Source organism: Kordiimonas lipolytica (assembly GCF_042651265.1).
GTDB classification, from domain to species: Bacteria; Pseudomonadota; Alphaproteobacteria; order Sphingomonadales; family Kordiimonadaceae; genus Kordiimonas; species Kordiimonas lipolytica.
The window spans coordinates 1-12,089 of the sequence record NZ_JBHSCR010000030.1 but is presented as its reverse complement, the minus strand read 5'-3'; the positions used below and the strand labels follow the sequence as shown (position 1 = coordinate 12,089).

The window sequence follows — 12,089 nt, the reverse complement described above, 5'->3', positions numbered from 1 at the left end:
TGCCCCCGGCTATCATATCAACCATATCCATACTGGCTCACTTTTACGCCGCCCTATGGCCTAATTTTGCTCCGCCCTTGACAGCCTGAGCTAATTACCAAAATCATTGTATCTATATAATTATGATATTACAATAATTTTTTTGTCGCGAGATGGTCACATGAGAGATTGTGTTTAAATTTTATCATATATTACAATGATATATATGGTTTCTTATTCGAAATTCTTCATATAATTATGCCATATGATAATTTTTTGACATTTCGGACTTTTGTGTCATTATGATTGCGTGTTGTTGCCTTTTTAGGAGGATCCAATGGCTTCGGTTCAGCAACCATATGCGCACGCGCCAATATCAATCTTGGAATATGCAAGCCCAATGTTAGTTGCTGAAGAAACAAATCCCGTTGGACGCCTCCGATATTTTGAGGTGTCAATTTTCAACATGGAAGTACGGTGGTTTGTTCAAGATAACGCTGATCACCCCTACTTTCATGATGCATGGGCACAGGAACAACATGTCTTGATTAAGGGCTATTCCCAGATGTCCGTCCTATCTACAGTGTGCGAGCGTTTTCCAAGAAGCCAAGGTTTTGTAGTTACGCAAATCCGCGAAGCACATACATCGAATTAGCTGCGGCACCATAAACGAACAAGTATATCTCAATTAGCTTGCCATATGGAGAACAAGGATGCCCCACGTCCATCTAATAGTGCCTACTACAACAAAATTTGACTTTCTCGACTACGTTCAAGGTGCAATCACCGGCATGGACATTACGCTGTCACAATCCCATTTGGAGGTAGGCACATCGTCGGTAGAGTCAAAGTTTGACGAAGCACTCGGTGCAGCGAATATCGTCAAAAGGGCAGTAGAAGCTGAAGCGAACGGCGCGGACGCAGTTGTAATTATTTGCATGGGAGATCCAGGCCTTTGGCCAGCTAGAGAAGCAGTCTCAATCCCTGTACTTGGACCTGGCCAAACTGCTATGCATTATGCCGCTATGCTCGGGCAACGTTTCTCCATCCTCCCCACACTGGACGGCCGTCAAGCTACCTACATTGGCCACGCGAGGTTATATGGATTGGAGAATAGCCTCGCGTCTGTGAGACCTGCTGGCATTTCGGTTTTAGATATCGCAGTGAACCCAAACACTAAAGACAGGCTATTTGCGTGTGCGGAGAAAGCAGTTTTTGACGACGGTGCGGACGTACTAATTCTCGGGTGTGGCTGCTTTAAAAACTTGGACAAAGAAATAGAAAACCATCTGAAACAAAAGGGACAAGCAATCACTGTCATTGATGCGGTGCCTTTGACCGTCCTAACAGCGGCAGCCCTCGCCAAGACACAGCTTAGCCATAGCAAGAAGGCTTTCTGTTCCCCCCCGGTCAAAGAACGACCTGGTTATGAAGGCTTTGCCTTCACCGAAAGCCCCTCGAAATAGAACCGCAAGAAATAGAAGGCCCTCAAGTTTTTGAAGGCCTTCTATATTGGAATACCTAACGCTTGCTCCCACCAGCGGTCAATTGGTCCATGCGAGCCACGCTTTCCTTAAAACCTGAAAGCCCCCAAGCCAATGCCGAGCCTCCTGCAATAGCCGCAACAGCACTCACGATTGCCATCGAATAGCGAAGATCCGCTGGATCTTGAAAATATTGATCGGTCATAAGTGCAATAAGCAGCGGGCCAAGCCCAATGCCAATCAAATTCACAACGAAGAGATAGAGCGCCGAAGCCTGCCCTCGAAACTCATTTGGGGTGATTTGCTGGATTGATGAAACCGCCAACCCCCAAGGCGCGCTGCTACAAAACACCATCGGCACCATAAGCGACATGGCCATCCAAGGCTCGGGCATCAATGGCGCCAAGGCTGCTGGCAAGATACTAAAGCAAGTAAACAACATGGCTGCCTTGAATGCCCCGCCAGACTTACGCTCGCCATCAAACCTATCAGCTAACCAACCTCCAGTATAAATGCCCGTACTACCACATACCAAAAGGATTACACCATAAGCGGTTCCAGCATCTACAATTTCCCATCCATATGTCCTGGCAAAAAAAGTTGGCGTCCACAGTGCCACTCCGTTCACCAGCAGCGCTAGCGCACCAAACCCCAATGAGTGAGCGATGAAGGTCTTGCGATTCACAGCCAAGAAACGCAAGAATGCTGCTACGCTGGTTTCGCCCCCATCACCTTCGTCATCATCAGTACGCTCAAGCTTTAGCCTGTCTTTGCGCGCGGGTTCTCTAACGACCACAAGGAAAAACACCATCAGGAGCAATCCCGGGAGTCCCACATAGAAGAATGCCAGTTGCCAAGAGTATATATGCCCGAATACCGGCAGATCCAAATCAGGTAAACTGAGCGCCGCCTGCACTACATAGCTACCTATTATGTAAGCTAGACCCATACCCAAGTAGGTACCCATAACATAGGTGCTCAGAGCGCGCGAAAGGTAGTGCTTGGGAAAGTAGTCAGTTATTATGGAATATGCGGCAGGATTTAAGGTTGCCTCGCCGGCACCAACACCAATTCGAGCCATAAATAGTTGTGCAAAATTCTTTGTAAGACCACAAACTGCTGTAGCTATGCTCCAAAATGCAAGGCCTATAGCGATAATGCCCACTCGGTTTTTATGATCCGCCAACCGTCCTAACGGTAGGCCTAAGGCACCATAAAAAAGGGCGAACGCAAAACCATGCAGCAAACTGACTTGGGTGTCACTTAGACCCATAGTGCTCTTGATGGGCTCGACAAGCAATGTGAGGATGGTTCGATCCACATAAGCAAATATATATAAGACCATTAAAATGCCGACCACGAGCCAAGCGTAGCCAAGGCGCTCACCTTCATGCATCCCGGCCCGATCGTGAACGGCTTCCTTATGTCCTTCAGGCATCTCCAACCTTCCTACCTAGTGTAAAAGCCGTACCGGAGCCATGTGCCCCGATAATTCCAAGTCGTTTGGTTAGTGATCCACTAAGCCATAGACATTCCGAGCCTCTGCCTCCGTAATAAAGCCGTCTTTTAGGTCTTGACGGACCAGTTCTCGGTCTCGATCCAGTGGGGAACCAAAGCCTCCGCCGTTACCGGTCTGGATACAAATGACATCATTTTTGAGTACAGGGAACTTACTGAGCTTCGCAGTCTCAGAAACGCACTTACCTTCCCTGAAAATCTTGACCTTATTCGTAGTGCCTTCAAAACCCGCTTCCATACCCCAAGGAGGCACCGTGGCTCTAGAATAGTTCGTTGTAACCCAGCCATCTTGCCCCAGAATACGGTACCGCAGTTCAATGCCTTTGCCGCCACGATATTTACCCGCACCGCTTGGCTCGTCACTTAACTTCAGGCAGTCAATTTGCACACCATTTCTGATTTCATGGACTTCGACCGGGCAGTTATAGGTATCGCCATGTGATCCGCTGAAAAGCGCGTTTTCACCGTCCTTATTTATGGACGCGCCCCAGCCACCAATCTGTGGCTCAATAAAGCTATGTGATTTTCCATTGTCGCGCTTGAAGCCAATCGCTGTAGCGCAAACACCGTTGAAGTTGCCGGCAGGCACCGCCCCAGAGAGATGTGGCGCAAGTGCTTTCCAGACAAGGTCGTATGCTCCAAGCTTGTTCTCATACCAGAAACCGACAGGTGCCGGGAATTCAGCATCAAACATACTACCTTTGTCGGTCAATAACTGAAGGGGTCGATAGCTACCTGCGTTAGCCCATTTTTGGGGTGCCACGATACCTTTATAGATGGCCTGAATCGTTACCAATGTCGCCATGTAGCTTGTATTCATAGGCCCCTTATCTTGCGGTGGGTTGCCACGCAGGTCCACAATGAAGGCATCTTCAGTTATGGTCACTACCACTTTGATTTCAGCATTGTCGTTGGTCAAATCGCTAGCGGTAAAAGTGCCTTTAGGTAATGCTTTCAGTGCATTGCGTGCAACACTTTCGCCATAGCTGAGATAGTTTTCAATAGAATACAACAGCACTTCGATGGTGTACTTTGCCGCTATTTCTTCAATTCGATTGGCGCCGATACGGAGGGCAGAGACGCCTGCCCACATATCGCCTGCGGTTTGTTCCGGAAGCCGGTTGTTGCTCATGATGATATCGATTACCGACTGGATTGGCTGTCCCCGGTCAAAAAGTTTGACCTCCGGAAATATGAGTCCCTCTTGAAAGACCTCGGTCGCATGAGGCGATTGACCTCCCGGCACCATTCCACCGACGTCTACCCAGTGTCCTTTATTGGCCACCCAGGCCACCAACACATCGTCGGCAAAAACAGGCATAACAAGTGAAACGTCGTTTATGTGACTGACGCCGCCGCTATAGGGATCATTGGTGATAAAAATATCGCCTTTGCTAACCCCCTTACCTGTTCCAAATTTTTTGATCACTGCCTTGACCGCAGGCTCAAGCATACCAACAAACGTTGGGATGCCCGCTCCCGCGCTAGCTAGGTTTCCATCGCGATCAGTAACCGCCACGCCGAAATCGAGGACCTCATATATTACAGAGCTCATCGCAGCTTTTGCCATACTCACGAACATTTCTTCTGCTACAGCGACCAAAGAACTCTGAATGATTTCAACCGTAATAGGGTCGAATTTATGGCTTGTATTTGCGCTAAGCATTTTTGACACTCCGTACATAAATGTGAAGGTTGCCGAACTCATCTACGCGAACGTATTGGCCAGGTAATACAACTGTCGTCGTACCCGTTTCTTCAACAATCGCAGGACCTACGATTGACATAGACGGCTCTAGAAGAGCGCGATCATAGATCTGGGTGTCTAAAGTGCCTTCAAGGTCAAAGTCGACAGGACGTATACCCTTGAGTGCTTGCTCCGCCGTGGCGCCGGTCGTGGCCAATTTGGGCAGTTGCACTTTCGACACAGCTACAGACGCGACAAGATGATAACAAACGAGCTCAACTTTGGCGTCAAGGCGGTAGCTATACTCCTGCTCGTAAGTCGAGTGGAACCGCTCCCACAGAGCCGCAAAATCTTCTGGTTGCACGTCTGTTTGTGGAAGCTCAACGTCTACTGTGTGTTCCTGACCCGCATAACGGAATTTACCGATACGTTGAAACTGGACGGTCGATGGGTCTACACCATCTCGACCATATTGATCTCTCGCTTGTTGCTCTAACCCTTGCCAAGTTGCATTAATGTTTTGATCGAAACCTGCCTCGAAGAGCGTCAGCTGTGACAAAACATAATCACGTCGAAGGTCTGACAAGAGCATTCCCCAAGCGGAGAAGACCGATGAATTCATGGGAACGATAACTTTTGGAATATTGAGCTCTCGAGCCAAAGCGGTTGCATGCAGACTGCCGCCTCCGCCGAACGCTACAAGGGCAAATTCCCGGGGATCATATCCTCGATTGACAGACACAAGCTTTAGTGCATTGACCATGTTGTTGTTGGCAATACGGAGCACTCCGCGGGCGAGTTCGCTGTGACCGAGGCTGATCTTCGCCGCGAGCGGTGCCATCGCTTTCTCAACATTTTCCATATCCGCCACCATTGCCCCCCCCATCAAATAGTTGGGATCAATGCGTCCAGTAACGATGTTTGCGTCTGTAGTAGTGAAATAGGTTCCCCCATTTCCATACGCTGCTGGCCCAGGATTGGCTCCGGCTGACTTGGGGCCTACTCGCAACTTACCAAATTGATCAACCCAAGCGATGCTGCCTCCGCCATTGCCAATTTCAACCAAGTCGATAACCGGCGTCATAATCGGATAACCTGCGCTAATTTCATCGCGTTCAATCATGTAGCGGCTGGTAGTTTGGATTTTACCATCATGAATGAGCGAGCATTTCGCGGTAGTCCCACCTACATCAAAGGCAATGATATTGGGCTCATCAATGAGCTTACCCAAGGCCGCCGCGGCAAGTATGCCACTTGCAGGCCCCGATTCCACCAGGGTGATGGGATTTGATTTGGAAGCCTCAACAGTCTCAATGCCACCGTTAGACTGCATAATGTATAGTTTGCCACCAAGCCCTTTGCCTTTGAGACTGCGGTCTAGGTTATCTATGTATTGAGCGGCGACGGGTTTTACATAAGCCGAAAGTACTGTAGTACTTGTGCGTTCATATTCGCGCCATTCCCTGGTAATTTGATGTGACGCGATCACTGCCACTTCTGGCCATAACGTCAAAATCGCATCAAGAAGCTTCTTTTCATGAGCTGGATTTGCATAGGCGTGGAGGAAGCAAATTCCAATCGCCTCAACCTTTTCTTGCTTTAAGAATGCAATGTTGGATTTCAGATCGGATAGATCGATCGGATGGAGAACCTCACCCTGAAAGTTCATTCTCTCTGGAACTTCCATACGCAAGTGCCGTGGAACAAAGACTTCGGGCTTTTTATAATTGAGGTTGAAGATATCGGGGCGGTTCCCTCGACCAATCTCCAATACGTCACGAAAACCTTTAGTTGTAAAAAGAGCCGTTTTGACCCCCTTCCGCTCCGTCAAGGTGTTGATGACAACCGTTGAACCGTGCGCGAAAAAGCCGATCTGGTTAGGATCGAGCTCCGCAGCTTCAACAGCGTTCATAACACCGACATCGAAGTTGGGAGGGGTGGTATGTACTTTTTTGGCGCATATTTTCTGGATTGCGCCAGATGTTGGATCCACATCACAAAAAACAAGATCCGTGAACGTTCCACCAACATCTGTCGCAACACGGTAATTCAATGCGCCTTGACTCTCTTTTGACACTTTAAAGTCCTTTGCCCGGAGAAAACTCAACCCAGCACAAGCGACCCCACCCAGATACAACGCGCATCTTCCGACCCCCGGTTAAAGAGTCTCAAAGTCTCACGCAAATCGTAGTGCATGCTGTCGCCTGCTTTAAGCTGGTATACTTCTCCCGAATATTCGACCCTCAGCTGGCCTTCGAGCACATACAAAAACGCTTCCCCTTCATGCCCCTCACCTTTATCAGTTCGGCTTTCGTAGCCGCTAGGATAGGTAATATATAGAGGGTCAAGTTTTTGATCGGGAAACGGATTTGCCAATCGCACATGGACAGCATCAGAATCGATTTCGAGATATTCTGGATCATCTCCGCGACGAACAGTCTTCCATGACTGCGTCGCTTTGATAATTTGGTTCATGTCAATCTCTAGTGCCTCAGACAACTGAAACAGAGACATCAACGAAGGAATTGTTCGGCCTCGCTCAACTTGTGAAATGAAGGGAACCGATAGCCCACATTTTTCTGAAAGCTCTTTCAGTGTGAGACTTAAGTTTTTTCTGGCTTGCCTCAGTCCTGGTCCGACGTTGATTTTCTGGTTTTTTGGTGCAGACATTTCACAGCCTCTATTTTTTAACTATTGTCAAAATTTTGATGCGGCATCGTGCCTGACCAGTATTCACAAAGCAATACCAAGTTTACGGGCGGGATCGCTCCCGCCCGTAGCGGGTAGTTAGAAATTATAGGAGAGGTCCACCCCGTAGGTCCTCGGAAGACCACGGTGCGCGAAACCATTATGCACGTACTCGGAATTATATTCTTTGTTGAGCAAATTACGCGCCCACGCGGAAAGTTTCCATTTGCCGCCGATGTCACCGAAAGAGAGACGTGCATTAACAAGATTCAATCGGCTACGCTCAGTAGCGTTCAACGGTTCCCAGTATTGGCTACCGCGACTTTCCCAATCCACCCTGGCAATCAACTCATGATCGTTGGAAAGTTCAAATACTTGTTGAGCAGCCAGATTAAAGCTTATCTTAGGGACGTAGGGCGATTCATTTCCGACCGCAGTTGGGTCAATCGCGTACGCTTTGATCTCCGAATTAGTATACCCAAGCCCTCCTGAGAGACTTAAGCCAGTACCACTGGCATAGTGCACTTCAAGTTCGGCGCCCTGGATATCAATTTCATCAATCTGTGTAATGATTTGCGCACCTGCTGCAGGAATGAAGGAGAAGAACTGGAACCCCTCAAACTTGGTCACGAACGCCGCGCCAGTGACTCGAAGCTTTCGGTCCAATGCCCGCCCTTTGAAGCCAACCTCCCAGTTGCGTGAAGTTTCATCTCCGTAACTGTCTTGCACCAAAGTATCTGGATCCAAAGCGGCTGCTACAGCAGCAACCCCATCTTGGTTAAATCCACCGGAACGGAAGCCTTCCGAGTACGTGGCATAAGCTGATAGATCATCGCTAAATTTATACCGCAGAGTGAACTTTGGCTGCCACTTTGAAAAGTTCGCCTCCCGAACACTGCCCGGCACCCCAAGTGTAGCCGAGAAAACATCATGTGACGGACCTACATTTTCCGCGCGACGCTCGTCGCGGTCATAGCGAACGGCCGCTGAAAGCTCGAAACGCTCAGAAACATCAAAGTTTGTCTGCAGAAACGCTGCATACGCCTTATTATCGTTCTGGTCTTGAGCGACCCAAACTGAAGGATTATCAGAGTTAGCGCCTGCGAAAGAACCAACCTCTGGAAAAATCCCGATTCCTTGCCCCAGATCTGTACCGTTGGACCGGTTAACAAGGCGATCTGTCTCAAGGTAGTATACGCCCACGATATAGCGGAAGCGATTTTCATCCGGAGACGTAAACCGCAACTCCTGACTATATGTCTCGGTATCAAACAGTGAGTTCTGAGTGCGGGTAAGCGCACTAGTATATGGAGCTGCATCACCCACTGAAGTTTCGTAAATCGAGTCGTACGATGAAATGGCCAGAAGGCTTCCAAACTCGCCCTGCCAGTTCAACCGAGCAGAAAGCCCGAAAATCTCACGCAGTGACCGCCCAACAAAATTGCTTTCTATATCAGGGCCAACATCATCCGCATCCCCAGGAAGCCCTGAAAAACCCTTGGTGTATTCACCCGATACAGCATCAACTCGATTCATTACAAAATTAACCGCACCTGAAGTGGTTCGATCATAGTTGGCGCGGATATCCGCAGAGAACGATGCTGATGGATCCCACATGATCCGGCCAGTAATATTCTGATCCTGGTAGGGATCAGGTTCCGTCCGTAGATAAGTATTCCACAGATAACCATCATATTCCTTATGAGACACGGTCAAGCGGCCAGCTAAACTGTCAGCACCAAGCCCACCACTAACAGCAGCCTGAGCCTTCACCAAGCCACCATTGCCCCCGCCCACAAGGACTTTGCCTTCAAAGTCCTGTGCTGGTTTCTTCGTCGTTATGTTGATAGCGCCGCCAATTGCATTCCGCCCATAGAGAGCACCCTGCGGCCCCTTAAGCACTTCAATTTGCTCGATGTCAAACAAGTCAACATTGAACTGTCCCGGGGCGGTCTGCAGCACACCATCCACCACCACAGCCACGGGTGACTCACCATTCCGCACCTGCGAAATGCCACGAACTGTAATAAAGGAGATTCCAGGATTCTGAGATTCTGCGACCGAAATATTGGGCGTCATATTGATGAAGTCCGCAGGCCTTTCGATTCCAGCCTCCTCAATCTGAGTAGCCGAAAATGCGGAAACTGCCACCGGCACATCCTGCAAGCTCTCTGCACGCTTACGTGACGTAACCACAATCTCCTCAAATACCATTGTATCGCTACTTGCGCCGGCTGCTTCTTGCCCGTCCTGCGCGAAAGCCGGCATTGCTGAGGACGCCAAAAGGCACGCAATCAACGTTGGCGACATTTTATTAGAAGTCATTTCGAACTCTCCCCGAGTTTGCTTTCCCATTCAACGCGCCAATTGCAGCCCCATTAAACCGAGAGGGACACCTAGATGCTCGCACAGCATGCTCAACCGGCATACTTGACCATACATCTTACATAATTATTGTCAAAATAAAATTATGCTATATATATAATTTCAACCAAAAAGATAAAATTTTGGCGTGAGAGGTGAGCGAAGCCGCGGCACTCTCAGACTCAGAGGTTAAAAAACTAACATATTTTTTTAAATACGAGAATTTTACGGAATCACGCGAATGTGGTGCTTTTTGAACCGCGCTGAAACCTATGGGCCCAGCCTATATGAACCTCAGGAAATGTTCTGATGCTAGAACTCTCCCATCTACAACTGACCCCCAGTCCAGAGTTACACGGAAGACCGCCAATCCCACTAAAGGCTCCAGCTTCTGTGTTCCACCTTACAATTTGGTTCGAAGAAGCCTTTTCAACCAAAAGCATGGAACACTGTGCTCAACTCTGTAAGGCGCTCGGCGCCTCCGCCCCAAGCAACGGACGCCACCATGTTTTTCGCTACGGTGCATATATAATCAAATGGGAATGTCACACTGAGTTCGCCGCGTATAGTTTTGTCCTAGCGGATCAGACACAGAACAATGAAAGCCTGACAGATATTTTACCAGTTGGTTGGCTTGAACAGATTGAAAGTAGCATTACGATCGCCATTCAGGTCAATGTTCATAATGGCGCGCTGTCCCCGGAGGAAGTTTGTAGGTTGGCTAAATCACACTCAGGCAGCGAGGTCTGTGCCGGCAGCGCCACCGCCTGGTCAAATTTTAAGCCAAACAAAAAAGGTGTGTTGGAAATTGACATCTATATACGGGAACTTTGTCAGTTCCGGTCTGGGCGCCTTGTACAACGTCTTCTGGAAATCATCACCTACAATCACATGGCCCTGAAATCACTCGCCGTAGCGCGTAAAGTGTTGCAGGCAACTTTTCAACATGAACAGGATATCGAACATATTGTATCCAGCATGACTGCCGAGGCGGCCTCCACTCAGCCCCAACATAGCCTAAACAAACTCCTTGAACTATCCACCAAGATCGAAGAGCTCTCCGCTGCATCTACTTTCAGGCTCACCGCTGCTACTGCATATTACTCAATTGTTGAGCAGCGTTCCGAGGAAATTCGGGAAAGAAGAATTGAAGGGGCCCAACGTCTCTCAAATTTTTACCACCGGAATTCAGTTCCCGCTGTCCGTTCTTGTCAAACGGCCAGCAAACGGCTGAGAGAGCTATCCGAGAGAATTGAACGCGCCGCAGGCCTTCTTCGCACCCAAGTAGACCTAGACATTCAGAGCCAGAATAAGTCACTACTAACGTCCATGAATCGTAAAGCCCGCACTCAAATCCGACTTCAGAAGACTGTCGAAGGCTTATCTGTCGTTGCGATCAGCTACTACAGCATTGGCATTCTGGGGGTTGCAATGAAAGCACTAGCCCCCCTGGGTCTTCCTTTGGCCCCAGGGACAGCGACTGGAATACTATCGCCAATCGCTATTTTTGCCGTTTATGTATTGGTAAAACGCACCACACTCAAAGCGTTTGACAGTACAGGTCGAAGGCAGAGGAACAGCTAACTAAGTCAACAGAAACTGTGGGGAATATAGACCAAGGAAAGAAGATAAGAGTTGCACCAAAGTGTGCGAAAATTCGGCCTGCGTTCGGGTTTGTTACTGCTGATTTCACCTAACACCTTCATCAAACCAACAGCCCGCTCTTCGCAAATCAAAGCCGAAAGAGGCGAGGCATTATTCGCACTTGGTGAGCAGTCAAACAGCCTTATCCACCAATGCCCTTAACAAGACCCCGGTAATTTGGATCTCGTTCTGCAGGTATGGCTGCTCATTGGCTTGCTGGTATATTGCATCAACGACGTCGGTACCTTTAGTCACCCTACCAAATACCGAAAATCCCTTTTTATCCGGATGCCTGCGTCCGTTAAAATCCAATTCTGGCTCGTCCCGCAGGCAAACAAAGAAGCCTGGATAGGCAGTTCCGGCGGCAAATCGCGGCTGTGAAACAGAGTATTGCGAATGGCGTAGGCCTGTGATGTTAGTTGTTTCCATTGCCAACTTATCACATCGGACAGTCGGCAAGAATTTTTCACCACCTTGAATAATATGGATTTTGGGATTTCGGTTGGGCTGATTTCCGTCATTCAATACGCGAAAAAAGGTCGTGCCATTCAGTATCCCACATTCAACATTTTGTAGAAAATAACGGCATGTAAGAGGAGCAACGTCGGCACGGAGAAGTATCGAAAACTCTCCAATCTGGGTGGTGTATAGGGCGGTGTAAAAGTAGGCCACTGAAGCGGCGGCGTTGTGTTGCTGCGGGCGGAGTAAAAGTCTGCCACTTTTTG

General features: G+C 48.8%; 9 protein-coding genes. 3 read left to right on the top strand and 6 right to left on the bottom strand.

Annotated elements, in window-relative coordinates:
• Positions 1–316: 316 nt before the first annotated feature.
• Entirely contained in the window at positions 317–634 is a 318-nt protein-coding gene (locus ACFO5Q_RS16915; protein ID WP_156431866.1) for a hypothetical protein, read from the top strand.
• A 58-nt stretch (positions 635–692) separates the two neighbouring features.
• Positions 693–1,445 carry an aspartate/glutamate racemase family protein gene (locus ACFO5Q_RS16910; RefSeq protein WP_068144110.1) on the top strand — a complete coding sequence of 251 codons (753 nt, stop codon included), beginning with the start codon at positions 693–695 and terminating at the stop codon, positions 1,443–1,445.
• Positions 1,446–1,500: 55 nt separating this feature from the next.
• Here the strand turns inward: ACFO5Q_RS16910 and ACFO5Q_RS16905 are convergent, their stop codons facing one another.
• From ACFO5Q_RS16905 to ACFO5Q_RS16880, 5 genes are all read right to left on the bottom strand, one after another.
• Positions 1,501–2,901, bottom strand: a complete 1,401-nt coding sequence (locus ACFO5Q_RS16905) for a spinster family MFS transporter (RefSeq protein WP_068144111.1) — start codon at positions 2,899–2,901, stop codon at positions 1,501–1,503.
• 69 nt (positions 2,902–2,970) lie between these two features.
• On the bottom strand, positions 2,971–4,647 hold the full coding sequence (locus tag ACFO5Q_RS16900) for a hydantoinase B/oxoprolinase family protein (RefSeq protein WP_068144113.1): 1,677 nt from the start codon (positions 4,645–4,647) through the stop codon (positions 2,971–2,973).
• Complete coding sequence (locus tag ACFO5Q_RS16895) at positions 4,640–6,745, bottom strand: hydantoinase/oxoprolinase family protein (protein WP_197420936.1); 2,106 nt, start codon at positions 6,743–6,745, stop codon at positions 4,640–4,642. The genes ACFO5Q_RS16900 and ACFO5Q_RS16895 overlap by 8 nt, the downstream gene beginning before the upstream one ends.
• Positions 6,746–6,771: 26 nt before the next feature.
• Positions 6,772–7,338, bottom strand: coding sequence for a helix-turn-helix domain-containing protein (locus ACFO5Q_RS16885; RefSeq protein ID WP_068144115.1), 567 nt, complete (start codon positions 7,336–7,338; stop codon positions 6,772–6,774).
• Positions 7,339–7,455: 117 nt separating this feature from the next.
• Entirely contained in the window at positions 7,456–9,681 is a 2,226-nt protein-coding gene (locus ACFO5Q_RS16880; protein WP_197420937.1) for a TonB-dependent receptor, read from the bottom strand.
• Positions 9,682–10,029: 348 nt separating this feature from the next.
• Between ACFO5Q_RS16880 and ACFO5Q_RS16875 the strand changes: the two genes are divergently transcribed.
• Complete coding sequence (locus ACFO5Q_RS16875) at positions 10,030–11,304, top strand: DUF3422 domain-containing protein (RefSeq protein WP_068144119.1); 1,275 nt, start codon at positions 10,030–10,032, stop codon at positions 11,302–11,304.
• A 192-nt stretch (positions 11,305–11,496) separates the two neighbouring features.
• Here the strand turns inward: ACFO5Q_RS16875 and ACFO5Q_RS16870 are convergent.
• Positions 11,497–12,089 (bottom strand): peptidylprolyl isomerase (locus ACFO5Q_RS16870; protein WP_380084437.1); only part of this gene is annotated, 593 nt, incomplete at its 5' end.

Bases quoted from the DNA above. Each gene is read 5' to 3' on its own strand.
- ACFO5Q_RS16900 (WP_068144113.1), bottom strand. From the start codon at position 4,647: ATGCTTAGCGCAAATACAAGCCATAAATTCGACCCTATTACGGTTGAA.
- ACFO5Q_RS16875 (WP_068144119.1), top strand. From the start codon at position 10,030: ATGCTAGAACTCTCCCATCTACAACTGACCCCCAGTCCAGAGTTACAC.
- ACFO5Q_RS16885 (WP_068144115.1), bottom strand. From the start codon at position 7,338: ATGTCTGCACCAAAAAACCAGAAAATCAACGTCGGACCAGGACTGAGG.
- ACFO5Q_RS16905 (WP_068144111.1), bottom strand. From the start codon at position 2,901: ATGCCTGAAGGACATAAGGAAGCCGTTCACGATCGGGCCGGGATGCAT.
- ACFO5Q_RS16910 (WP_068144110.1), top strand. From the start codon at position 693: ATGCCCCACGTCCATCTAATAGTGCCTACTACAACAAAATTTGACTTT.
- ACFO5Q_RS16915 (WP_156431866.1), top strand. From the start codon at position 317: ATGGCTTCGGTTCAGCAACCATATGCGCACGCGCCAATATCAATCTTG.
- ACFO5Q_RS16880 (WP_197420937.1), bottom strand. From the start codon at position 9,681: ATGACTTCTAATAAAATGTCGCCAACGTTGATTGCGTGCCTTTTGGCG.